Origin of the sequence: Acinetobacter sp. ABJ-A23_2 (genome assembly GCF_044538765.1) — a bacterium.
GTDB lineage: Bacteria > Pseudomonadota > Gammaproteobacteria > Pseudomonadales > Moraxellaceae > Acinetobacter > Acinetobacter nosocomialis_A.
The window spans coordinates 1-24,851 of sequence record NZ_JBIUCP010000021.1 but is presented as its reverse complement, the minus strand read 5'-3'; the positions used below and the strand labels follow the sequence as shown (position 1 = coordinate 24,851).

Below are 24,851 nucleotides of genomic sequence, written 5' to 3'. Positions count from 1 at the left end.
TTGTTTTTTGAAAGAAAGGAGGTCTTCTTGATTACAGTTTTAGTTGTCGATGACCATGAACTGGTACGTACGGGTATTTGCCGTATGTTAGAAGATCATGCAGATGTTGAGGTAATTGGACAAGCCGAATCTGGGGAAGAAGCAATTGCTATCGTTCGCCAGCAACATCCGCAAGTCGTACTACTTGATGTCAACATGCCGGGCATCGGTGGTGTAGAAACAACTCGTCGTTTATTACAAACAGCCCCAGAGACCAAAGTCATTGCTGTAAGTGGCCTTGCTGAAGAACCCTACCCATCTTTATTGCTAAAAGCCGGTGCAAAAGGCTATATCACCAAGGGTGCGCCAATTGCCGAGATGGTACGTGCAATTAATAAAGTCATGCAGGGCGGTAAATATTTTAGCGCTGATATTGCCGAGCAGCTAGCAAGCTCTTATTTATCCGACACTCAACAATCCCCTTTTGATTCATTATCGGAGCGAGAAATGCAAGTTGCGATGATGGTCGTCAACTGTATTAGCGCACAAGAAATTGCCGATAAACTTTTTGTGAGTGTGAAAACTGTAAATACTTACCGTTATCGTATTTTTGAAAAGTTAGGAATTGATAGTGATGTAAAACTCACACATCTTGCGATTCGTTACGGTCTGATCAAACCATAAGCAGACTTACATGCACTCTCCTTTAAATTCATCCCTGTCCCATACGATTTTTCGTTTGGGCACTTGGTATGGTTTATACCGTCTTATTATTGCGGTTAGCCTGACTATTATTTTGGTTTCAACCAATGCGCAAACCGACAATAGCTTGCAGCACCCTGCTTTATATTTCTACACACTACTCGGCTATTCGCTCTTAAGCCTTGTCCAGTTGTTATGCTTTAAATTGGTTGCGACTCAGGCAACACGCCAGCTTGCTTTATTTTTTATTGTCGATGTTATTTGTTTGAGTTTGCTGACTTTTTCTGTTGGTGAACCAAATTTACAGCTTAGTCTACTTTATGTAATTGCAATCTTTACCTCGGCAATTTTGCTCAGCGCAAGAATGTCTTTAATCATTACCTTACTTGCGATCATTGCAGTTATTTACCAACGCTTCGTGGGTAGTTTGTTCGACTACAATAATCTAAACACGATCGGTAATAGCGCCCTACTGGCCTTCTTATTTTTTGTGGTGCATGGTATTGGGCAAATTGCCGTGCAGCGTTTTAAATTACTTGAAGCACTCACCTTTCACCAATCAATAGAACTTTATCAATTACAAAATATTAACCGTTATATTTTAGAACAAATTGAAGAAGGCTATTTAGTTTTAGATGAAAACTACGACATCGTTGTCAGCAACCCAGCCGCTTGCTCACTGCTTGGCATTCCTCCCCAATTTGCCAATGAAAAATATTCTTTGGCTAAATGGCATGCCGATTTATTTGAAATATTGAAGTTTGGTGACTTACAAGAAGGTGACCGATTTATTTTTGAGTCTCGGTTATCCGCCTATTCTATTAATATTAAAGTGCAACATCTTTTAGTCCCACAACAAGCGCTAACACTGCTTATTTTACAAGATGCCCAGCAAATTAATCAGCAAGCACAGCAGCTCAAACTTGCGGCTTTAGGTCAACTCTCAGCAAGTATTGCACATGAAATTCGCAATCCCCTTGCTGCAATTGTTCAAGCAAATGAACTACTTAAAGATAGCGAACCAGAACAACAAAATACTTTACGCCATATGATTGGCAAGCAAACCAAACGCATTGATAGTATTGTTCAAGACACCTTAGGACTTGCTCGTAGTGAAAGAACACACCCCATTCAGATTGACTTAAACCACTTTATAAATACATTACTCGATGAAGATTTATCTGACGTTAAGCATTCTATTCAGCTCAAAATTTCTGATCGTTCTTTAAAATTTTTATTTGACGAAAAACAATTAAGACAAGTCATGATCAATCTGGTGCGAAATGCTCTACGGCACAATGCACCCGACTCACCGAATGTCATGATCAACATTCATTCACAAACAAATAAAATTTATATTGATGTGATCGATTACGGTGAAGGCGTTTCAAAACGTGATATATCTCAACTATTTAAACCATTTTTTAGTACCGAAATTAATGGAACTGGTTTAGGATTATACTTGTCTCATAGTTTTTGTGAGGCAAACCATGCAAAGCTCACCTATGTAGAGCAAAAACAAGGGGCATGCTTCAGAATAGAATGCCCAATAATATATTGATTTTTTTATTAGGTTTTTGGGGAAATGGCAGAACAGCAACCACTCGTTTTGCTTGTAGACGATGAAGAAGATTTGTGCCTTTTAATGCAAATGACACTTGCACGAATGGGGATTAAAACACATCTTGCTTATCGGGTTGAACAGGCCAAACAACTCTTCACACAGTTTCATTACGATGCATGTTTAACCGATTTAAACCTACCCGATGGAAGTGGGTTAGATCTAGTCAAACATGTCTCTCAAAATTACACCAACACACCTATTGCGGTTTTAACTGCCTACGGCAATATGGATATTGCAATTGCAGCATTAAAAGCAGGTGCTTTTGATTTTGTAAGCAAACCCATCAACCAAGTACATCTAGATCAGTTATTACAGAAAGCCTTGAATCGGCAAAAAGCAGAGCATGATTTTGCCGAGAGTGCTTTAGAAAACAAATTATTAATCGGTCGTTCTCTGCCTATTCAACAATTACGCGTCGCAATTAAAAAAATTGCTCGCTCTCAAGCACCGGTATTTGTTACGGGTGAGTCTGGAACAGGTAAAGAAGTAGTTGCTAACCTAGTTCATCGGCTGAGTAACCGTAGTGAAGGTCCTTTTATTGCGATTAACTGCGGTGCTATTCCAACCGAACTCATGGAAAGTGAGCTGTTTGGGCATAAAAAAGGTAGCTTTACTGGAGCCACGCAAGACAAACAAGGCCTAATTTTATCGGCTCATGGCGGTAGTTTATTTTTAGATGAAATTGCCGAATTACCATTAAGTATGCAGGTTAAACTACTCCGTGCGGTACAAGAAAAAAAGATCCGTCCTGTCGGTTCCGATCAGGAAATTGATGTTGATTTTCGGGTAATTAGTGCGAGTCATCAAGACTTAGATTTATTGGTTAGACAAGGCAAATTCCGTCAGGATTTATTCTTCCGTATCCACGTTATGGACCTGATGTTACCGCCTCTACGTGAACGTGGTGAAGATGTCTTGTTACTTGCAAATCACTTTATTCAGAAAATTTGTATGGAGTGGGAAACCCCACCTAAGCAATTAACCGAAGCAGCTGAAACTTACTTGTTACAGCAGCACTTTCCGGGCAATGTTCGCGAATTAAGGAATATGATTGAGCGAGCAATTACCTTAAGCGACGATGCCAACATTGATATACCACATTTGCATCCTGCACCTTTAAGAGCAAATATTCCTCATCCAATAACATCGGCATCTCAAAGCTTACAAAGTCCAGTGGCTACTCCACAGACTGTAAAGAAATTGCCTACTGAGGGCTTGGAGCGTTATTTAGAAAGTATTGAAAAAGATATCTTGCTCAATGCACTCAATATGACCCATTGGAATCGAACCTTAGCAGCTAAAAAACTAGGAATGACTTTCCGTTCTTTACGCTATCGCTTGAAGAAATTTGGATTAGATACTGAAACTGAACAGGAAGTATAAAGCTTACTTCCTTTTTAGAAGTAGATCGGCAACACGATCTAAATACACTTCTTCTTTCATTTCTGGAGGTAAGGGATAAGTCTGGTTAGGCTGAATACCTTGCCCTTCAATCATATTGCCGTTTGGTGTGTAGTAATGTGAGACCGTCATTTGTAAGGCTGCCCCACTTGGTAAAGGGAAAAGCTTTTGTACAACGCCCTTTCCATAACTTTTCTCACCAATGACCCAAGCACGTTGATGCTCTTTCATTGCAGCAGTAAAAACTTCTGCAGCCGATGCAGATCGGTGATTAATTAAAATACCGACTTTTATATTTTGAAAATCATTCCCCGGTAAAGCCTGAAATTGCTGATTGCCTTCCGAACGACTTTTTGTAGAAACAATAATGCCATGATTTAAAAATAAATCGGCTGACTCAACAGCAGCAGATAACAGCCCACCTGGGTTATTTCGTAAATCAATTAATACGGCTTTTAAACGCGAAGAACTATTTTCTTCAATTAAACGTTTAATCTCATTGGCAGTATCTTGCTGGAACACTCTAATTTTTAAAACCAATACCTGATTATGTAACATGACAGGTTCAATATCGGTTTCAATCTTTTTATTACGAACCAAACTGATTGGGGTATTTGCCTCTTCTGTCTGTACTTGAAGTGTTGACCCTATCGATCCATAAAGCAAACCAAATACTTGATCTTGCGTCAGATTCTTAAGCTCTTGGTTGTCGATCTTTAAAATAGTTTGGCCATTTCTTAAGCCTAATTTATATGAGTCTGAACCCGCCTTCAGGTCACGAATCATCCATTTATGAATATGTGCTTCTGGACTTAACGCGAAATCAACCGAAGCAAGGTCGCCTTCGGTATATTGAATGAGTTGACGATATTCTTCAGCTGACAAATAACGGGAGTAACGGTCTAGACCACTAACAAGGCCTTTAATTGCTTGTAAAAATAAAGCGTCGTCCGACTTTTCATCGACATAGTTATCGCGAACAATTCCGTAAATTTGTACAAACTGCTGAATCGATTCAATAGGGACTTCTGCATAACTTTCTTCAGATTCTTGTGAATCAGCATGCTGAGGCGATAATTTTTCTTTTACAACAGGAGCAGCAAGAGCGAGGTGGCTGCAACACATCAATACACTACCAAAAAAAGCTTTATATATATTGTGTTGCAGCATTTAGTCACCTATCGCTTATGCAGATAATGTAATCAGATTACGACCTTGCATTTCCGCAGGTACAGGAATCTGCATTAGATTAAGGATGGTCGGTGCAACATCTGCAAGTACACCACCTTCTGCAATAGTCGCTTGTGTTGGACCAACATAAATAAACGGTACAAGCTCTGTTGTATGTTGAGTATGAACCTGACCACTTTCATAGTCCTGCATTTGCTCGACATTACCATGGTCAGCAGTAATAAGCATGTGGCCTTTTTTCGCCATCACAGCTTCGTATACACGACCTAAACATGTATCAACTGCTTCAACGGCTTTAACCGCAGCATCAAATACGCCTGTATGACCTACCATATCACCATTGGCAAAGTTCACAACAAGTAAATCGTACTCACCTGAGTTAATTGCCTTAACGAGTTCATCAGTTACTTCATAAGCACTCATTTCAGGCTTCAAGTCATATGTTGCAACGTTTGGTGATGGAATTAGAATACGCTTCTCACCTGGGTATTCATCTTCACGACCACCACTAAAGAAGAATGTCACATGAGCATATTTTTCTGTTTCAGCAATACGTAATTGCGTTTTACCAAGAGAAGATAAATATTCACCAAGTGAGTTTTTCAACTCTTCAGGCATATATGCCACAGGTGCATCAATACTTGCCTGATAACGCGTCAACATGACAAATTTAGAAAGGTTCGGTACAACTTTACGCTCAAAACCAGCGAAGTCTTTTTCGACAAATGCACGAGTAATTTCACGAGCACGGTCAGCACGGAAGTTCATGAAAACAACGCTATCGCCGTCTTGAACTTTGGCCACATCACCAATACGAGTTGCTTTTACAAACTCATCATTTTCATTAGCTGCATAGGCAAGCTCTAAACCTTCAACTGCAGTATTTGCGGTACGAACAGCTTCACCTTCAGTCAATAAACGGTAAGCCTGTTCAACGCGGTCCCAACGATTATCGCGATCCATTGCAAAATAGCGACCAATCATGGTTGCAATACGTCCTTTGCCTTCATATTGAGCAAACAAAGCGTCTAATTTTTCTAATGAAGGTTGAGCACTACGTGGAGGAGTATCACGACCATCAAGGAATGCATGAAGGTAAACTTTTGCACCACGTTTTAATGCAAGCTCACACATTGCCACAATATGGTCTTCGTGTGAATGAACACCACCTTCAGAAAGTAAGCCCATAATATGAACTGCACCGCCTGCCGCTTTTGCTTTTTCAACAGCGTCAATCAACACTTCATGTTTGAAAAAGTCGCCAGTACGAATGTCTTTAGTAATACGGGTAAAATCTTGGTACAACACACGGCCAGCGCCAAGGTTCATATGGCCAACTTCGGAGTTACCCATTTGTCCATCAGGTAGACCTACATCTTCGCCAGAACCAGAAATCAGACTATTTGGATGCTTTGCTTTCATTGCAGTTAAATTCGGGGTTTTTGCTGCAAGAAAAGCATTATCTTCAATCGCTTCACGGTGTCCAACACCGTCCATAATTACCAGAACGTGAGGGATCTTGCCAGCAGTTGCATCCGTCATAATCAATTTCTCTTTTGTCTACAATTTCATCGCAATATCTTACCGAATTTTCGGTGAAGACTCTATTTTTTCCTATGGCTTTCACCAATGCAGATCATTGAGAAAGCCATTCATATTCTTTCGAATTAGCGGGCACGGTAAAGTAAGTAACTTCCGGCACCAAACATTAAAATAATAGGTACAAGTACAAACCAAGCTGGAGAAGGTGCATATACCAAACTTGCGTAACCCAAGAAATCTTGCAAGTAATAGAAGCCTAAACCAATAAAGAGTGCAATCACCAAACGGAAACCCATTGACTGTTGACGTAGTGGACCAAAAATAAAAGAACACGCCACTAATACAAGCGTAATCAATGAAAATGGAGAGGCAACTTTTTGCCAGAAAGCCAATTGGTAAGTTTTAGGAACTTGGCTATATTCCTCCATATAGCGCATAAAACTAATGAGCTGACTTGGAGATAAGTCTTCAGGGTCTAAAGTCACCATGTGTACATATTTAGGTTGTAAAGCCAACCCTAAAGACTGCTGATCATGGTTATTTTGTATTGAATTACCATCTGTAAGAATGTCGGTCTGGCTGGCTTTTTGCAAAGACCATTGACCATCTTTGATAAACTTTCCTTGCTCTGCATTAATTACTGACTGCAAGTGATATTCTTTGTCAAAGTCGACCACCTGAATATCTCTTAAATTTCCTTGCGAGTTTGCATAATCAATATAAATAAAGCGTTGCCCTTCTCGTGACCAATAACCTTTCACTTCGCCTAAAGCCGCTACTGAACGATGGCTTTTGATACTTTGTGCTTTCTCATTGGTATAGGGAACAACCCACTCGCTTAACGCAAAAGATAAAACAATGAGTAGCAAAGCTGAACGCATTACCCAGCCCACAATACGCCATAAACTAATCCCAACTGAGCGCATCACGATGAGTTCACTGTTGGATGCTAAAGCGCCCAATCCAATCACAGCACCAATTAAGGCCGAGATAGGCAAAATTTCGTATAGATAACGAGGAGCGCCCCATAATACATAGATAAAAGCTTGCCATGCATTATAGTCAGGCTTTAACTCACCCAACTCACCCAAATAGGTAAACAAGACTTGCAAAACAGATAAGACAATGGTGGTACCAAACATTGCAAGCGCAGTGGTTTTCGTCACATATTTGGCGACTATTCGACGTGCTAACATTATAATTTCACTCGCTTGATCTGTTTCTTGATTTTCGGCCCTAATTTCTGTTTACGTGAAAATAAGGCAGCTGCAATTGCATAAACCAATAAAGCCGCTGGATAAGCCCAAATATCCAACTCACCTTTACTAATACGAGTCTTAATCGCAATCATAAGCACAATCAGGCTCGCGAAAATAAAAATAGATGGAATAAGACGATAATAACGACCTTGTCGAGGACTCACCTCAGACAATGCAACCGACATCATTAGGGCAACAATAATGGTAAACGGACCAAATAAACGCCATCCCAATTCGCTTCTAATGACTGGATCATTAGTTTTAGCCAATAGCTTAGAAGTTGGAAGTGCTTCTACTTCACTACTTTCAAACTTAACGTCTTTATCATTCTCAAGCCTTAAGCGGTAAGACTGGAACTCTGCTTGCGTATATTTAGGTTGTCCCGGATATATTTCATAACGGCGACCTTGAACCAGATCGACAACATTGGCGGTATCATTAGCCATCTCAACACGTGTTGCCTCTTTTGCCAAAATCATGACATCTGGCTTGCCTTCTTTGGTCGCGCGTTGATAAAAGAAAATATCCTTGAGGTTTTTACGGTCTTCCGACAATGAGCCTGCATAAATCGTATAAGGCCCCGAAGAAATAAACTCTCTTGGTCGAACCAAGTCAAAGCCTGTCCGTACAGCTTGGGTCGTTGTTAATTTTTCAAATTCACGTAGTCCCCACGGCGTCATCCATAGCATAAGTACAGACTGAAACACCATGTAAACCAGTGTCATTGGAATAAGTAAGCGTGCTAACTGATGACGGCTTACCCCACTACCATTCAAGACAGCCATTTCATGGTCAACATATAAACGACCGAACACCAACATTAAACCAATAAAAAGACCTAGTGGTAAAATGAGAGTTAAAAATTCAGGTAAGCGGTATCCAACGATGCTAAATAAAATACTTGCATCTAAACGCCCCTGTGCCGCCACACCAAAGTATTTGATCAGACGACCACCCATCATAATTAGGGTCAATAATGCAATGACCACCAATGAGGTAGAAACAACTTGCTTGACGAGATAACGCCGAATAATCAAATTAATACTTCCAAAAGGCTAAACGGGACGAACGCTAGTTTACCCGAATGTTAAAAATATAAAACCGCACATTGCAACGCTATGCTTGAAAGTGTTTCAATGTTTTAATCCAACATAACTTTCTATAGGCAATCACGGCAGCCATGAAATTTACAACTTATACAACTTTTCCTGAACAAACATCTAATGAATCTTTGTGGGTTTTAGTTGATTCAGAACAGCTACAAAGCAGCCTCAATACATATCAAATCAATAACCTAGAAAGTATTCTTACAGCGACTCAATATAAAGCTAACTTCAATGAGACACTGCCATTATTTGGTCAGCTTAGCACTCAACCTCATAGCCAACTACTTGGTTTAGGAAAAGCAGCTGAACTTCAAGCAGTTAAGTTAGCTAAATTGGCACAAACCATTATCAAATCGACACAAAATAAATTTAAGCATATCGCAATTGATATTGCTGCATTACCTGTCGAATACCATTATTTATTCGCCTTAAGCTTAACTCAAGCAGCTTATGGTTATGATGAGTTTAAATCGAAAAAAAATGAATTTCTGTTACAACAAGTTGATTTAATTAGTCCACAAACCAGTCTTGATGAAAATCAACTTGCGTTAGTGCATGCAGTACAATCTGGTCAGTCTTTTGCGCGTGACTTAGGAAACCGTCCAGGTAATATCTGTTTCCCTGAATATCTGGCTGAACAGGCTTTAGCTTTAGCAGCAGAATTCCCTGATTTACTCAAAGTGACTGTATTGAATGAGCAGCAAATGGCTGACTTAGGTATGTATGCTTTCCTTGCAGTCAGCAAAGGATCTGAGCGTCCAGGTCGTATTGTCACTCTTGAATACCAAGCACAGCTTGAACAAGCTCCTGTCGTACTTGTCGGTAAAGGCGTTACTTTTGATACAGGCGGTATTTCTTTAAAACCAGGCCTTGGCATGGATGAAATGAAATTCGATATGTGTGGAGCAGCCTCTGTACTCGGTACAATCCGCGCATTATGTGAAGCACGCCTACCAATCCATGTGGTGGGCGCGATTGCAGCAGCAGAAAATATGCCTTCGGGTAAAGCGACCCGTCCAGGCGATATCGTAACGACCATGAGTGGTCAAACGGTTGAAATTTTAAATACTGACGCAGAAGGCCGTTTGGTTCTTTGCGATACGTTAACGTATATCAAACGTTTCAACCCAGCAGTCGTGGTTGATATCGCAACTTTAACCGGTGCTTGTGTAGTGGCATTAGGTAAAGTGCTAAGCGGTTTATTCTCTCCTGATGATGCCTTAGCAGCTGAGCTTCAACAGGCGGGTGAACAATCATTTGACCGTGTATGGCGCATGCCAGTGATTGATGATTATCAAGAACTATTGGACTCACCTTTTGCAGATATCGCTAACATTGGTGGACCACACGGTGGTGCAATTACAGCAGCCTGCTTCCTTGAGCGTTTTACTCGTGACTATCGTTGGGCTCACCTAGATGTCGCAGGAACAGCTTGGTTATCAGGTACAGCAAAAGGTGCGACTGGCCGTCCAGTACCACTACTTATGCAATTCTTGGCTAACCGTGTAAATACGAATGGCTAAAGTTAGCTTTTATCTGTTTGAAACCAGTGAAGAACGGCAAGTCGATAGTGCTTGCCGTTTATGTCGAAAGATTTTGCTGAAGCATTCAAACATCTGGTGGTATTGCCCAGATGTACAGTTACAACAAACACTTGATGAAAAATTGTGGAGCTTTGATCCGACCAGTTTCATTGCACATGGGATTGATCAGGCAGACGCAGCAGTATGTATTTCGGCTAAACAACCTTCTGAACAAGGCTGGTTGGTATTTAATTTTAACAATCATGCACTTGAACAAGTGAATCATTTTAGCCACATTATAGAAATTGTTGAAAATAATGAAGCAGCCAAGCAAATTGGCCGAGAAAAATTTAAAATGTATCGTCGTTTGGGTATAGAACCTCGAACCTTTAAATTATAACGCGCTAAAATGTAGATACTGTTGAACAAAGGAGAACTGTGGTGGCATTAAATGTCGGGCAAGATTTTAAAAAAAGATGGTTAAATGCGCCTGAAGCTGTCCGTCATGCCTATCAACAGGATTTGGCACGTATTTGTGATTTATTAGAGCCTCAGACGCCTATTCAACTTTGGGTACTCAATGATGAGAAGGCACAGCTAGAGTCACAGCAAAACATTGAACAAGCTTATGCTGACTTAAAAGCTGAGTTAATCGAACAGGCACGTATTCGTCGTCAGCTTGCTTTAGAAAAGTCTCTTGCAGATAAGCGCGCAATGGAAGCAGCCTATGCTGCTGAATTACAAGCAGACGAAGTTCGTAAATTTAGTGAACAAACTGAAGCTCTACAAGCTTTCCGCAGTCATTTAGAACAAGAAGTTGCTGAACAAACTGCGCGTTATCAGAAAAATCCTGAAACCCCAGCAGTTAACTACTCTTCTGGCGTAAAACTTAGCATTACCGATGATCAAATTCTATCTGAGCTTGAAAGTTTACGCATTCGTTTAGAACTTGAAGCTGAGAGCTTAATTGAACAATCTGTAACAGCTTTCCGAGCTAAGCTAAATTCGGCAGCTCAAGAAGAAATCGAATACATTTTAAAGAATTCTAAGTTTTCTGATGAAAAAATAGAAAAGTAAAGTTTGTGAAACCCTCTTTGTCATCAAAATGACATTTAATTGTCACAAAATGGTCATGCATAATATTCTTTTAGTTCAAATAATTATTAGAATAACGCATGGTTATTTATGAAAATTAATGAGGGTAAAAATGGACATTCCGCATCAGATTTCAACGCAACTTGAGCAGCTTAATCAGGGTGAGCAATGGACATTTTCAGCACAAGAACTTTATATGAGTCATAACGACTTTAATTCGCTTTCAATCTTGCTTACACGAGCGTCAGAAAAAGGTGAGTTTTCAATTACACGCACCCAGCACAATAAACCATGGGTTGGTACTCATTCGGTTACTCTCACCAAGCATTAATTTTTAAAATAAAAAACCGGAACAAGTGTCCGGTTTTTTATTTTGGTGATTTAAAATTTTATTTTAAAAAACCATTTTCAGCCAAGAAAGCCATACTAATATTTGATTCAGTCTTCTGTTCAGCAGCTTTATCACCCAGTAATAAACGTTCGATATAACGTGCTAATACATCGACTTCAAGGTTAACTTTGCTACCTACTTGCCATGTTCCAATATTGGTACGTTCTGCTGTGTGTGGAATTAAGTTCAAACTTAAAATATTACCGCGCAAATGGTTAATGGTTAAACTAATACCATCTACAGTTACAGAACCTTTTTCTGCTAAATATTTAGCTAGTTCTACAGGCGCTGTCACTTCATAATAAATTGAGCGAGCATCTTCACGTACTACGGTAATTTCACCTACGCCATCAACGTGACCACTAACAATGTGTCCACCAAAACGGGTTGTCGGCAGCATCGCTTTTTCAACATTGACACGTTGACCCACTTTCCAGTTACCCAAAGTAGTACGGTTTAAACTTTCGCGAGAAACATCTGCTGCGTACCAATTGTTACCCCACTCAATCACGGTGAGACAGATTCCATTGGTTGCAATTGAGTCACCCAAATGTACATCAGACATATCCAAATCGGTTTGAATACGTAAACGCACATCGCCACCTACACTTTGCAGGCTTTCTACTTTACCTAAACTTTCAATAATGCCTGTAAACATGGCTCAATCTCCAAATCTTTTACACTGCTTAAATTGCAGCGCTTACCAAAGTGCGAGCTGCGTACTGTTACCTGAAGTATCTACACCACCTAGCTCGGCAAAGTGGTAAAGCTGGCCTAACAATTGACGTAATGGCGGTCCTGGTTTGGCATGAGTATCGGTAATCACAATAAACTCAAGCACACGTGCGCGCTCTGACTGTCGTTGTTTACTTACGCGATAACGTGGAACATCTTGAGTTAGTAAAGTGACTTTTCCACGCTCCAGATTGGCCATCAGTAGATCTTTTGGCTCAATATTACCATCGGTCGAATAACTGGTCAGAATATAACGTGCATTGATGGTTGAAAGTAATTTTTCATACGCATCTTTTGCATGTTTAGACGAGTTGTACGGACTTGGACGCTCTTTACGCCATGCACGATCAATACCACTCTTATAGCCTTTGGTATCTGGCGGTGGTAAATCGACTTGATCCCATAACGTCAATGCATTTAAAACGTGGTAGTTACTACTATAAGCATGCTGGTTATAAGGTGGATCAAGATAGGCTACATCTACTTCAAAACCACTCATCTGATTTGCTAAATGCTGAGCATCTACACACCACATTTCAGCAGCTGGACGCTTACGGTCACCAATCTCACAAAAACGGCTAGGTGTGAGCCACAGCAATGATTCAATGCGCTCTAACGCCGTTTGTGTACGTCCGCCCCACCCTTGATGGAAGCTTTTAAATACACCACTAGTATTACTTACAAAACTTGCCGAATAGAGTAATGGTGCGAGCAAAGCACTCATTTCTACATCATTAATTGCGCCTTGTGCCTGCCATGTTGCAATTTGCTGGCGAATCGCATCGATGCGCATACCATTACGACGCTTAAAGAACAAACGGTCACGCGACGGATCATAGACATCATCGTTACGAGGGCAAAGGTTATGCGTTACCCAACCTTTAACCTCAGGCAGCCTATTTAAATAATCGATGGCTTTCTGATATCCACCCAACTCTTTAAACGCAGGTGCATCGACACAAGCTAAAATCGCATGATTTAAAGCATGGCTATAAGGTTCCCAGTCATTCGCAATGACTCGGTAACCATTTTGACGTGCCAAACGAGACACCACACCACTACCCGCAAAGAAGTCGGCAAAAATTGGAGGATTCTTTTTCTTGCTATTCAGCGTCCCTGTAATTTCTAGGGCTTCTAAAATCAAATGGAGCAATCGGCGCTTGTTACCCAAGTATGGTACAAGCTGATGAAAAAGATATTCGTCTGTCGTGCGAGCTGCATGACGACGTTTGTGGTAAACCGAAGGCTCTGAATTCATACTTTCTCTTGCGTAGGGATTAACCTTAAGCGTATATCTTGATCAAGTTGTATTACATCAAGAAGTTTAAAACGAAGTTGCTGTGCCATATATTCAAAATCTGCATTGAACATGGCTCTTGCACTTTGCCCCAATAAAGTCGGGGCAACATAACTGATCATTTCATCCACCAAACCTTCTTGTAAAAAGGCGGTAGACAAAGTTGCGCCAGCTTCAACCAACACATCATAAATTTGGTATTGCTTAGATAAGGTCTGTAATAGTGTTTTTAAAGGCTGAATTTCTAATTGTATCACGCCTAAGTCAGCAAGTTCCTGACGATATGGCCCCATCACCATGACAGTTTCAGGATTTTCTAAAATTTTAGCGGTGAGCGGTAAGCGCCCTCTCCGATCTAGAATTACCCGTTTTGGTTGAGCAACCGTCTCGATCTCAATATCATGGAGTGAACGTACATTAAGCTGGCAATCATCAGCAATCACAGTATCAATGCCTGTAATCACGGCGCCTGAAATGGCACGCCAATGTTGAACATCTTGACGGGCAGCAGAACCCGTAATCCACTTCGACTCACCAGATGCCATTGCAGTACGCCCATCTAAACTTGAAGCGACTTTTAAACGTACATATGGCATGCCCGTAGACATCGCTTTTAAAAAGCCTTGATTAAGTTTGGCTGCAGAGTCTTCACAAATACCGATTTCTACTTCAATACCAGCATTTCTTAAAATTTGAACACCTTTACCTGCAACAAGCGGGTTTGGGTCGGGACATGCCACAACCACTTTTTTAACTTGTGCCTTTACAAGTGCCTCAGCACACGGAGGGGTTCTTCCATAATGAGCACATGGTTCAAGTGTTACATAAGCGATTGCGCCTTGTGCTTGTTCACCCGCCTGACGCAGCGCAAAAACTTCAGCGTGAGGTTGACCAGCTTTAGGATGAAAACCTTCACCAATCACTTGATTGTCTTTGACAATGACACAACCGACATTTGGATTTGGTTTTGTCGAATAGAGTCCTCGTTTGGCAAGTTCAATGGCTTGCTGCATCCAGTACTGATCTTGTTTCAACTCAGACATATAAATCTCAAATGTTTAGTGCTCACGTTGTTGCATTTGCTCAATTTGACGGCGAAACGCTTCAACATCCTGAAAGTCTTGATAAACCGAAGCAAAACGAACATAGGCAACGTGGTCAAGTGCGAATAAAGATTGCATGACAATTTCACCAATAGTTCTAGACTTAACATCACGCTCACCTAAACGGCGAATCTGCAATTGAATATCGCTTAGAACCGTTTCGATCTGCTCTTGTGTCACTGGGCGCTTTTGTAAGGCATGCATAAGCGAACGACGTAGCTTCGCCTCATCGAACGGTTCATTTTTTCCATTCGATTTGATCACACGGGGCATCACCACTTCATAGCTTTCAAAAGTGGTAAAACGTTCACCGCAACTTACACACTCACGACGTCGACGAATCTGACAACCTTCTGCGGCTAGACGCGAATCGATGACTTTACTATCTGCGGCGTTGCAAAATGGACAATGCATAGCGGACTTAATAGGGTCAATTACTTTGACCTAGTGTAGCAAAATTTCTACACTTACAGAACCAGCATTCTATGAGACAAAAAAACAGTCCTGAGCTAGATCAAGGCATCGCTTTGATCACAGCGCAAGACTGTTCTTTTAAGACAGCAGATATATTACGAATTATTCGATACGTTCGCCATGTTGGCTTAAATCCAGACCCATACGTTCATCATCGGCATTAACACGCAGACCAATCACAATATCAATCACTTTAAGAATAATGAAGGTTGCAATACCGCTGTAAACCATAGTTGCAAGTACACCTTCAACTTGTACCCACAATTGACCTGCAAATGTTGGAGCTAAAGTTACACTAGCTGCTTTGATGATTTCATCACTATAGAACACGCCAGTTAAAATCGCGCCGACAATACCACCTACTGCATGTAAACCAAAGGCATCCAATGCATCATCCGCTTTAAGTAAGCGTTTAAGTGCTGTAATACCCCAGAAGCAGACTACACCACCGATTAAGCCCATTACTAAAGCTCCGCCGACACCGACGAAACCAGCTGCTGGTGTAATCACAACCAAACCAGCCACAGCACCAGATGCACCACCTAATACAGAAGCTTTACCACGAATCATACGTTCTACAACTAACCAAGAGAACGCAGCAGCAGCAGCAGCAACTTGAGTAACAAGAATTGCCATACTTGCACGAGCACCAGCGCCTAAAGCACTACCACCGTTAAAGCCGAACCAACCCACCCAAAGTAAGCTTGCACCGATTACAGTTAAAGTTAAGTTATGAGGTGCCATAGATTCACGGCCAAGGCCAATACGTTTGCCAAGCATGTAAGCTGCGACTAAACCTGCAACACCGGAGTTGATATGTACAACTGTACCACCAGCAAAATCTAATGCACCTGCTTTAAATAACCAACCGTCTGTTGCCCATACCCAGTGAGTAATTGGCGCATAAACCACAAGTACCCAAATGGTAATGAACGCCATGAAAGCTGAATATTTCATACGGTCAGCAATTGAACCACTCAAAATTGCGACAGTAATGATGGCAAAAGTCATTTGGAAAATAACAAATAAGCTTTCAGGAATTGTTCCACTTAGTGCATTAAAGCCTACGCCATTGAGCATAGCTTTAGACAAGTCACCAAAGTATGCACCTGTGCCAGAGAACGCGAGTGAATAACCAGCAATCACCCAAAGCAAACTTACCAAAATTGCAGCAGAAAGGCTGAACATCATGGTACTTAATACGTTTTTCTTACGGACCATACCGCCGTAGAACAATGCCAAGCCAGGAATCGTCATCAACAGTACTAAAGCTGTTGACACTAAAATCCAAGATGTATCGCCTGTATCGAGTTTAGGTGTCGGTGCTGGAGCTGCCGGAGTTGCGGCGGCTGCTGGTGCTGCTGCAGTTGTTGCAGGTGCTGCAGACGTTGATGTTGCTGTAACCTCAGATGTCGGTGTTGTTACAGTCTCTTCTGCCCAAGCGGCAGTACCACCCAAAAGTGCGCCTGTTAGACTCAGCGCCATAAGCATTTTTTTCATTCGTGTCCCCCAACCTCATTTGCGAGCTATTTATTGCTCAGCAAGCTTTGTGCCAATTTAGACAGCATCTGGTCCTGTTTCACCCGTACGGATACGGATGACTTGTTCCAGGTTAGTCACAAAAATCTTACCGTCACCGATTTTCCCAGTGCTTGCCACACGAGTAATTGACTCAATTACTGCGTCGACCATTTCATCGCTAATCGCAATTTCGATTTTTACTTTAGGTAAGAAATCAACCACATACTCCGCGCCGCGGTAAAGTTCTGTATGCCCTTTTTGACGACCAAAACCTTTAACTTCAGTTACGGTAATCCCTTGTACACCAATGTCAGAGAGTGCTTCACGCACATCATCCAATTTAAACGGTTTTACAATTGCAGTTACAAGCTTCATGTTTGTTTCCTTCGGCTTCTTTTCACCAGTAAGGTTTTATGTTCAATTTTCATGCCAATATTTCAAAGGTTGGAGGAGATGAATCTTTTGCATGAGCTTTCTTTATAACCTATTTAGTTATCAAGATGTAGATGAGCTACTAAAAATAAAATGAATTTGCAGTCCTGTTTTTATTTCGTTTTATCGTTATCCAATATGGAAAAGCCGAGAAGCCTATATCCGAGGTTCAAGCAGTGTTAAACTGGCAAGCATAAGGTAATACAACAGTTTGGATATCTCATGCTAGAAGCTCTATTACAGGCTATTTTGGAACAAATTGACGAGCCTAAAAAAGATTTAGAAAAAAACTTACGTGCATTATTAAATGAAACTGTCGAGAAATTAGACCTCGTGTCTAAACAAGAAATCGAAAGACAAAAAACCGCACTTCATTTAGCCAACCAACGTTTAGAAGAGCTACAAAAACAAGTGAGTCTATTAGAAGAAACTTTAAAAAATAAAAAATAAGCACCAATGTAGCGCACTTACACTTTACAACGATTAAAAATTAAGCACCATAATGGAACAATAAGATGTCTTTTTCTAAAATTTATACTCGGGGACTTTTAGGTTTGCATGCCCCTCTCATAGAGGTAGAGGTGCATGTGAGTCAAGGCTTACCCTCTCTGACGATTGTCGGGCTAGCTGAAGCGGCAGTGAGGGAAAGTAAAGACAGGGTTCGCTCAGCCATTATTAATAGTGGATTTCAGTTTCCGACTAAACGGCTGACCATTAATCTTGCTCCCGCAGATTTGCCCAAAGATGGTTCACGTTTAGATTTACCGATTGCATTAGGGATATTAATTGCCTCAGGTCAGCTTCCAGAGAACTGCACAGAAGACTTTGAATTTATTGGAGAGTTAGCACTAGACGGTCATGTAAGACCTGTATCAGGCGCCTTAACTTTAGCAATGGCATGCCAGCAAGCCCAGCATAAAATTGTTTTACCAGTCGATAATAGTCAGGATATTAGTCATTTACCAAATCTTGAGTGTTATCCGGTGGGCCATTTAAAAGAAGTTTGTGAACACTTTTTAGGAAATACCAAGCTATCTCAGGTGCAATCATCTTCCCGCTCAAATGACATGCCGTATAAATTTGACCTTGCAGATGTAAAAGGTCAGCTACGCCCACGTCGTGCACTAGAAATTGCAGCCGCTGGAGGGCACTCCTTGCTCTTTAAAGGGCCACCGGGCACAGGTAAGACTTTACTCGCCTCACGTCTTCCTTCAATTTTACCGCCTCTCTCTACTCAAGAAACGCTTGAAGTTGCTAGCATTTATTCTATCTCAAATACGCCTCATACTTTTGGACAGCGTCCTTTTCGTGCACCCCACCATACAGCATCAGCAATTGCACTAGTTGGGGGCGGTTCTCACCCTAAACCGGGTGAAATTACATTATCGCATTTAGGTGTTCTATTCTTAGATGAATTGCCCGAGTTTGATCGCAAAGTATTAGAAGTCTTACGCCAGCCGCTCGAGTCAAAAGAAATTATTATTTCACGAGCAGCTCGGCAAATTACTTATCCTGCAAACTTTCAACTCATTGCAGCGATGAACCCCTGCCCATGTGGTTACGCATTTAATCAAGACAGTCGTTGTCAGTGTTCACCAGAGAGTATTAAACGTTATCAAAATCGTATATCAGGACCTTTACTTGACCGTATCGATTTACATATTGATGTACCACCTTTAAAAGCTCAGGAACTACAAGATCCAACGCCTGTTGAAGGTTCTACGGCTGTAAGACAGCGTGTAATTTCAGCTTATGAACAACAAATGCAAAGACAAAATTGTTTAAATCAAGCGCTTTCGCCTAAACAATTAGAGCAGTTCGCTATTCTGGATGACACGTCACAGCGAATGATTGAAATGGCTCAGCAGCGTTTAAATTTATCTACACGTGCTTATCATCGGGTTTTACGAGTAGCACGGACCATTGCCGATTTGGCTCAAAGTGAGATGATTCAAAGTCCTCATCTCACAGAAGCACTCTCTTATCGAGGCAATCATTCTTAAAATAAAAAAGCGGATCGTGTATCCGCTTTTTTAATATGTTATGAGTTGTTCATTAAAGAATTTATTAATGCCTATATAAAAAGGCAAAAAGAGGACGCTATGAAAATTTTGGCTATCTCGGGTAGTACAAGAAAAGCATCTACAAATACAGCGCTATTAAAAGCAATGAAAGATATAGCACCGTCCAGTATTGAGTTTACAGTTTTTGATCACATTAATAATCTGCCTATCTTTTCTCCAGATAATGAAGGAGAAAAAACGCCTACTGTAGTGGAAGATTTCATCAAATCTGTTTCTGACGCAGATGGCATCATTATCTCAAGTCCTGAATATATTCGTTGTATTCCAGGTGGTCTTAAAAATGCAATTGATTGGATGGTTTCCCGTACTGAAATCATAGACAAGCCTATCGTTCTAGTTCATGCATCTAGTCGCGGTGACGACATGCTAATCTCTTTAAGAAGAGTACTTTCGACAGTGAGTAGCAACTTTTTTGAAGATTTATTTTTACGCTTCTCTCTTCTTAGCAAATCGCCTGAACAAATTTTTGAAATGCTACATACTGAAGAATATAAGTCACAAGTTACACCGTTCCTGCTTGGCTTTGTCTCAGAAATTCAAAAGTATCACGATCAATTAGAGTGAACTTTCTTAAAATGAAATAGCAGATTATGAGTTCATTGTTCTTTTATTAAGAATCTCATTTAACTTCTCGATTAAAGCAGTAATTTCTTTCTCTGATAAAGCGGCAAAACCCAAGCGAATACAACAATTAGAAGACCCAATTTGTTTAAACTTATGCTCTGTATCAATATTGAGTTCTTTTAACTTTATAAGCTGATCTTGAGTAAATGGTTTCTGGAACTTCACCCATAAAGCCATTCCGCCCGCAGGTGGTTGTATCTGAACAGACTCAGCAAAAACTCGCTGAAACTCAGCTAAGGCATGGTCACGGCGTAGTTGATATATTTTTTTCATTTTACGGATGTGTCGTTTGATCTCCCCTCGCTGCATTAAATCTGCTAACGCAAGTTCTGTAATGTTATTGCCTTGCCGATCAATCAATAAAATATCTTCAGTAATGGATTGAATGATTGGTGAAGATGCCACGATGTAACCCAAGCGAATACCGGGTGCAAAAACTTTAGACAAGGAGCCCACATGGATAACCAATTCAGAATGAGGCAAACTTGTTAAGGGCGGCATAGGCCGACTGTCATAGTGAAATTCGTGATCATAGTCATCTTCAATAATATAAAAGCCCCATTTTTTTGAAAGTTCTAAGAGTTGAAGACGACGACTCATTGGCATGGTAACGGTTGTAGGGTACTGATGATGTGGCGTTGTATAAATTGCTGCAACCGAGTGTTCTTTTAAAATCCGTTCGAGATTTTGAATGACAATACCTTGCTCATCTAATTTGGCAGCAACCACTTGAAAGCCATTTGATTGGAACGCTTTAAAAGCAGATGGGTAGTAAAGTTCTTCAACAACAATAACGCCCTGCCGATTGGGTAATGCACGAGATGCAAGAAAAATTCCCATCTGACTTCCACGTACAATACAAATTTCATCTTCGGCAACATTCATAAAACGTTCCATCGATAGCATTTGTTGTAAGGCTTGTCTTAACTCAATCATTCCCCGTGGGTCACCATAGCCCATGTATTGGTTTTGCGTAATTTTAATCAGTGCATGCCGATAGGCTCGTGAAAATAATTCGTAGGGAATAAGCCGTGGATCTGGCACACCATCGTTATGTGGGTATAAGGCAACTTCTTGAATAATCGGCTTATCATTAAATTTTCGCTCAGATACTAGCTCTATTTGAAACTGTTTTTCTGGCAAAACATCTGCCACAAATGTGCCTTTTCTGGGACGAGTCACCAGCCATCCTTGTGCTTCTAATTCTTCATAGACTGCTTGTACTGTTTTTCTATTAATCCCTAGTTCTTTTGACAAGCTACGAGACCCTGGCAACATAGTTCCTTGCACCAAACGGCCACTTAAAATTTCCTGACTAATCAAGTTAGTAAGCTTTAAAAAAACTGTTTTTTCTTCTCTTTCATCGATACGAAAATGTACTTGCCAAGGTCTTAGCATATTTGCCCCATCTGGACCATATAACTTATAAAAACTGGATGTATTGATTCATCCAGTTGTTTTCTATTCTGCCTTCACCTACTTAATTTGGTCAACTGGACTGGAGAAAAGATGAAGACTGCTTCTGTAAATAAACAAGAGCTGATGCAACACGCACAGCAAGACATGCAAAAGTGGATAAGCGACTCAAATTTAACTGATCGCCAAAAGCTTGCACTCACTTGTCGTATTTTATTTGACCATGGCCATGATGCTGGTTTAGCAGGCCAAATTACTTGTCGTAGTGAAAGTAAAGAATCCTTTATTACCCAACGTTTTGGTTTGGGTTTTGATGAAATTACTGCCTCAAACTTGCTTGAGGTGAATCAAGACTTAGAACCCATCAATCAAGATGGTATGGCAAACCCAGCCAACCGTTTTCATACATGGATTTATAAAGAACATCCCGAAGTGAACTGCATTATCCATACGCATCCGACTCATGTAGCGGCTCTTTCCATGCTTCAAATTCCGCTCATGATTTCTCAAATGGATGTCTGCGCACTTTATGAAGATTGCTCATTTGTAGGCCATTGGCCAGGTGTTCCTGTGGGCAATGAAGAAGGCATTTTGATTTCTTCTGCTCTGGGTAAAAACCGCGCTGTTTTGTTATCTCACCATGGTCAACTGGTCACGGGAAAAACCATTGAAGAAGCCTGCAACTTGGCGCTTTTAATTGAACGCGCAGCTCAACTGCAACTACTAGCCATGTCTGCCGGACAAATTCAGCCGATCCCACACGATTTAGCTACAGAAGCTCATGACTGGGTATCTACCGATAAACGCAACAAAGTCAACTTTGCTTACTACGCACGTAAAGCTTTGAAAAAACATTCTGACTGTATTTAAAAAGAGATTTCGACCATGAAACTAAACGGCATTATTGGCTACCCTGTTACTCCATTTTTTGATGACAACACCATTAACCTTCCTGTTCTAAAACAGATGCTCGACTTGCTTATTGAAAATGGCTGCGACGCGATTGCACCTTTAGGCAGTACAGGCGAAAGCGCTTATCTTGAATGGGATGAATGGTGCTTAGTCGCAAAAACTTCAATTGAAAGTATTAATAAACGCTTACCCGTCATTATTGGAATTTCAGAACTCACCACTGATCAAGCCATCAAAAAGGCGCAAATCGCGCAAAGCTATGGTGCAGACGCAGTTATGGTCATTCCTGTATCGTACTGGAAGCTAACAGACCAAGAGATTTTTGAATATTACCAAGCGATTGCTCAGGCAACGACTTTACCGATTATGGTGTATAACAACCCTGCAACGAGTGGTGTTGATATGTCTCCAGAGTTAATTGTTCGTATGTTTAACAACATTGCAAACATCACGATGGTGAAAGAAAGTAGCGGTGATATTCAGCGCATGCATAAAATTCAGGAACTCTCAAAAGGAGAACTCCCATTTTATAACGGCTGCAACCCTCTAGCTTTAGAAGCCTTATGTGCAGGAGCAAGCGGTTGGTGTACAGCAGCACCAAACCTGTTAGGTCAGCAACCTCAACAGCTTATTCAACACGTCAAAAATGGTGATTTAAGTCAGGCCCAGATGTCATTTTACCAACAACTTCCTTTACTCCGCTTTATCGTAAATGGTGGATTACCAAAAACAATTAAAGCAGGTTTACAGCTACAAGGTATTTCTGCAGGCTTACCACGTAAACCTTTATCTAAAGCCACGGATGTTGAGCTTAACCAGTTAAAACGATTACTTTCTGAAATAGAAAATTAAATAAAAAAAGCGGGTTATTTACCCGCTTTTCTACAGCATAAACTTAGAAAGTTTTAGTTAAACTAAACACTAAGCCAGCGTCATAAGGTTTCTTCTGAGCGTCTGTCATACCAGAAGTACTCACATCGGTACCCACTACGTCTAACTCAGCCAAAATACCTAAGATATTACGGTTTACACCAACTTTATAATCGATATAGCTGTCGTCCGTACCAGGACCACCCGCAACTACAGCTAAAGCTTCTTTATTTTTAAATTTGTTATAACCAACTGATGCAAGCCCAGTAAATCCAGTGTTTGCAATTGGCGCTGAATAACCAACATTAAAATACCAGAACTGTTTAGAGTTAGCCCAATAATCATTTGAATAGTTAACGCCTACACTAAGTGCATCGCCTTTAAATAAAGAGTCGGCAAACGTTAACTTACCGTACACTTCATTAAAATCTAATCCGTTTTTGCCATCGTAACCGATACCATTACGGTCAAAACTATGGCCCGAACCAATGTAACCATAATGGATTACACCTACATCATAAGTTGGTGCAAGTTTATCGGATAACTTTAAAGTATTGGTATAACCCAAAGCGACATCTGTTTCAGTTGAGTTGCCCGTTACGCCAAAATCAACACTTGAGCCCCAAAGTGATAAATAAGCACCTGATTTATGAGTAAAAGTAAAACCACCTTGAATGGCAGGGTTATTTGAAGATTGGGTAACACCACGGAAGCGATAGTCTGTGGTTGCTGCTACACTACCCGTTGTCGTGATTCCGTAAAAAGATGATGGAGCATTTTCAGCCATAACCATGGTTGAACCTGCCGTGAGTACGCCGAATGCTACTGCTTTAAGTGCAAATTTCATCATTTTGATCTCCCCCACAATGAACGCACGATTTAATTGAATTAAACAAATTTTGTTACTTAAGCTTTAGCAATTGCTGTGCCAAGTCGATATTTCGTATCGCTACGTTGCATGAGTTTTGAAATCAAATTCTTTTTAAAATGAAAATACCGCCTAACGCCCATAGAAATATATTTATAAAAAACAATGTAATAAAATAAAATTATTACAAGGCTAAAAATGCTCAACATAGAAAAACCCCTTGTCGGAAATTATTACCGAGCTTAGAAGTATTCATTTGATGTGCGTAAATTTTCTATTTACATCTAAAGCCGAGATATAAAAAGTACGTAAATTATTGAAGATCACACTTGTAATGATCTGTGAGTGAGCATTTTTACTTACTTCATTTCTTTATTTATTTCTGAGTTAAAACTGATGAACTATTTTGGGTCTTTTTTAAGCGATAATATAAACAAAAAGAGTACTGCACAGAATTTACGCAAAATATCGCACTAATTTTGATCAGCTTAATTAAATTGTATTGGCTTTTTATAACAATCCACTCTTATACATTGCGCTTTTAAAATAATGTTATATTGTAACAATTTAAAGGATGTTTAAAATAAATCGTTGAAAAAATCAACTCAAAACAAGGTTAAAAAGTAAACATATCCAGTAAAAATGGATAAAAAACGAACACAAGAATCAATTATTTTTTGACGTTTGAATATAAAATAAATG

At 40.4% G+C, this 24,851-nt stretch carries 24 protein-coding genes; 12 read left to right on the top strand and 12 right to left on the bottom strand.

The genetic code is table 11. From position 1 onward, the window contains the following. Nucleotides 1–27: 27 nt before the first annotated feature. From ACH63V_RS09190 to ACH63V_RS09180, 3 genes are read left to right on the top strand one after another with little or no spacing between them, the layout of a single operon-like run. Complete coding sequence (locus ACH63V_RS09190; RefSeq protein WP_000633799.1) at nucleotides 28–663, top strand: response regulator; 636 nt, start codon at nucleotides 28–30, stop codon at nucleotides 661–663. Between the two features lie 10 nt (nucleotides 664–673). Next, a complete protein-coding gene (locus ACH63V_RS09185) occupies nucleotides 674–2,242 on the top strand; it encodes a sensor histidine kinase (protein ID WP_396463320.1) in 1,569 nt (522 codons plus the stop codon). A gap of 24 nt (nucleotides 2,243–2,266) precedes the next feature. Further along, nucleotides 2,267–3,688 carry a sigma-54-dependent transcriptional regulator gene (locus tag ACH63V_RS09180; RefSeq protein ID WP_396463319.1) on the top strand — a complete coding sequence of 474 codons (1,422 nt, stop codon included), beginning with the start codon at nucleotides 2,267–2,269 and terminating at the stop codon, nucleotides 3,686–3,688. Between the two features lie 3 nt (nucleotides 3,689–3,691). Here the strand turns inward: ACH63V_RS09180 and ACH63V_RS09175 are convergent, their stop codons facing one another. The 4 genes from ACH63V_RS09175 to lptF all read right to left on the bottom strand — a co-directional run bounded on the left by ACH63V_RS09175 (nucleotide 3,692) and on the right by lptF (nucleotide 8,735). Further along, entirely contained in the window at nucleotides 3,692–4,876 is a 1,185-nt protein-coding gene (locus ACH63V_RS09175) for a S41 family peptidase (RefSeq protein ID WP_396463318.1), read from the bottom strand. Between the two features lie 15 nt (nucleotides 4,877–4,891). Next, nucleotides 4,892–6,439, bottom strand: a complete 1,548-nt coding sequence (gene gpmI, locus ACH63V_RS09170) for a 2,3-bisphosphoglycerate-independent phosphoglycerate mutase (protein WP_002048914.1) — start codon at nucleotides 6,437–6,439, stop codon at nucleotides 4,892–4,894. Between the two features lie 125 nt (nucleotides 6,440–6,564). Further along, nucleotides 6,565–7,635 (bottom strand): LPS export ABC transporter permease LptG, encoded by a 1,071-nt coding sequence (gene lptG / locus ACH63V_RS09165; RefSeq protein WP_039249061.1) that lies wholly within the window; start codon nucleotides 7,633–7,635, stop codon nucleotides 6,565–6,567. Next, on the bottom strand, nucleotides 7,635–8,735 hold the full coding sequence (gene lptF, locus ACH63V_RS09160) for an LPS export ABC transporter permease LptF (protein ID WP_396463317.1): 1,101 nt from the start codon (nucleotides 8,733–8,735) through the stop codon (nucleotides 7,635–7,637). The genes lptG and lptF overlap by 1 nt, the downstream gene beginning before the upstream one ends. Nucleotides 8,736–8,878: 143 nt before the next feature. Between lptF and ACH63V_RS09155 the strand changes: the two genes are divergently transcribed. From ACH63V_RS09155 to ACH63V_RS09140, 4 genes are all read left to right on the top strand, one after another. Next, the gene (locus ACH63V_RS09155) at nucleotides 8,879–10,327 is read left to right on the top strand and encodes a leucyl aminopeptidase (protein ID WP_396463316.1); all 1,449 of its coding nucleotides are present in this window, start codon (nucleotides 8,879–8,881) and stop codon (nucleotides 10,325–10,327) included. Further along, on the top strand, nucleotides 10,320–10,727 hold the full coding sequence (locus tag ACH63V_RS09150) for a DNA polymerase III subunit chi (RefSeq protein WP_006581179.1): 408 nt from the start codon (nucleotides 10,320–10,322) through the stop codon (nucleotides 10,725–10,727). Before ACH63V_RS09155 ends, ACH63V_RS09150 begins: the two co-directional genes overlap by 8 nt. A 38-nt stretch (nucleotides 10,728–10,765) precedes the next feature. Next, the gene (locus ACH63V_RS09145) at nucleotides 10,766–11,404 is read left to right on the top strand and encodes a hypothetical protein (RefSeq protein WP_022575135.1); all 639 of its coding nucleotides are present in this window, start codon (nucleotides 10,766–10,768) and stop codon (nucleotides 11,402–11,404) included. A 130-nt stretch (nucleotides 11,405–11,534) separates the two neighbouring features. Beyond that, the gene (locus ACH63V_RS09140; protein WP_004883640.1) at nucleotides 11,535–11,753 is read left to right on the top strand and encodes a hypothetical protein; all 219 of its coding nucleotides are present in this window, start codon (nucleotides 11,535–11,537) and stop codon (nucleotides 11,751–11,753) included. Between the two features lie 58 nt (nucleotides 11,754–11,811). Here ACH63V_RS09140 and ACH63V_RS09135 read toward each other — a convergent pair whose 3' ends face one another. From ACH63V_RS09135 to glnK, 6 genes are all read right to left on the bottom strand, one after another. Continuing rightward, complete coding sequence (locus ACH63V_RS09135; RefSeq protein WP_396463315.1) at nucleotides 11,812–12,471, bottom strand: riboflavin synthase; 660 nt, start codon at nucleotides 12,469–12,471, stop codon at nucleotides 11,812–11,814. Nucleotides 12,472–12,513: 42 nt separating this feature from the next. Next, the gene (locus ACH63V_RS09130) at nucleotides 12,514–13,806 is read right to left on the bottom strand and encodes a DNA adenine methylase (RefSeq protein ID WP_001083669.1); all 1,293 of its coding nucleotides are present in this window, start codon (nucleotides 13,804–13,806) and stop codon (nucleotides 12,514–12,516) included. Beyond that, nucleotides 13,803–14,888 (bottom strand): bifunctional diaminohydroxyphosphoribosylaminopyrimidine deaminase/5-amino-6-(5-phosphoribosylamino)uracil reductase RibD, encoded by a 1,086-nt coding sequence (gene ribD / locus ACH63V_RS09125; RefSeq protein ID WP_396463314.1) that lies wholly within the window; start codon nucleotides 14,886–14,888, stop codon nucleotides 13,803–13,805. Before ribD ends, ACH63V_RS09130 begins: the two co-directional genes overlap by 4 nt. 15 nt (nucleotides 14,889–14,903) lie before the next feature. Further along, complete coding sequence (nrdR, locus tag ACH63V_RS09120) at nucleotides 14,904–15,362, bottom strand: transcriptional regulator NrdR (RefSeq protein WP_000543541.1); 459 nt, start codon at nucleotides 15,360–15,362, stop codon at nucleotides 14,904–14,906. Between the two features lie 162 nt (nucleotides 15,363–15,524). Next, entirely contained in the window at nucleotides 15,525–16,922 is a 1,398-nt protein-coding gene (locus ACH63V_RS09115) for an ammonium transporter (RefSeq protein ID WP_396463313.1), read from the bottom strand. A gap of 57 nt (nucleotides 16,923–16,979) precedes the next feature. Further along, entirely contained in the window at nucleotides 16,980–17,318 is a 339-nt protein-coding gene (gene glnK, locus ACH63V_RS09110) for a P-II family nitrogen regulator (protein ID WP_000780326.1), read from the bottom strand. Nucleotides 17,319–17,597: 279 nt separating this feature from the next. Between glnK and ACH63V_RS09105 the strand changes: the two genes are divergently transcribed. From ACH63V_RS09105 to ACH63V_RS09095, 3 genes are all read left to right on the top strand, one after another. Beyond that, nucleotides 17,598–17,825: an accessory factor UbiK family protein gene (locus ACH63V_RS09105; protein ID WP_396463312.1), complete on the top strand. Its 228-nt coding sequence runs from the start codon at nucleotides 17,598–17,600 to the stop codon at nucleotides 17,823–17,825. A 65-nt stretch (nucleotides 17,826–17,890) separates the two neighbouring features. Continuing rightward, a complete protein-coding gene (locus ACH63V_RS09100; protein WP_396463311.1) occupies nucleotides 17,891–19,378 on the top strand; it encodes a YifB family Mg chelatase-like AAA ATPase in 1,488 nt (495 codons plus the stop codon). A gap of 99 nt (nucleotides 19,379–19,477) precedes the next feature. Then, nucleotides 19,478–20,023 carry an NADPH-dependent FMN reductase gene (locus ACH63V_RS09095; RefSeq protein ID WP_396463310.1) on the top strand — a complete coding sequence of 182 codons (546 nt, stop codon included), beginning with the start codon at nucleotides 19,478–19,480 and terminating at the stop codon, nucleotides 20,021–20,023. Between the two features lie 24 nt (nucleotides 20,024–20,047). Here ACH63V_RS09095 and ACH63V_RS09090 read toward each other — a convergent pair whose 3' ends face one another. After that, on the bottom strand, nucleotides 20,048–21,481 hold the full coding sequence (locus ACH63V_RS09090) for a PLP-dependent aminotransferase family protein (RefSeq protein WP_396463309.1): 1,434 nt from the start codon (nucleotides 21,479–21,481) through the stop codon (nucleotides 20,048–20,050). Nucleotides 21,482–21,592: 111 nt separating this feature from the next. On the opposite strand from ACH63V_RS09090, the gene ACH63V_RS09085 reads away from it, so the two are divergent. Together ACH63V_RS09085 and ACH63V_RS09080 are read left to right on the top strand one after the other, a co-directional pair. After that, the gene (locus ACH63V_RS09085; protein ID WP_111855745.1) at nucleotides 21,593–22,369 is read left to right on the top strand and encodes an aldolase; all 777 of its coding nucleotides are present in this window, start codon (nucleotides 21,593–21,595) and stop codon (nucleotides 22,367–22,369) included. Nucleotides 22,370–22,384: 15 nt separating this feature from the next. Beyond that, nucleotides 22,385–23,263, top strand: a complete 879-nt coding sequence (locus ACH63V_RS09080; RefSeq protein WP_396463308.1) for a dihydrodipicolinate synthase family protein — start codon at nucleotides 22,385–22,387, stop codon at nucleotides 23,261–23,263. Between the two features lie 43 nt (nucleotides 23,264–23,306). Here the strand turns inward: ACH63V_RS09080 and ACH63V_RS09075 are convergent, their stop codons facing one another. Continuing rightward, nucleotides 23,307–24,131 (bottom strand): TorF family putative porin, encoded by an 825-nt coding sequence (locus tag ACH63V_RS09075; protein WP_311070231.1) that lies wholly within the window; start codon nucleotides 24,129–24,131, stop codon nucleotides 23,307–23,309. Nucleotides 24,132–24,851: the final 720 nt, after the last annotated feature.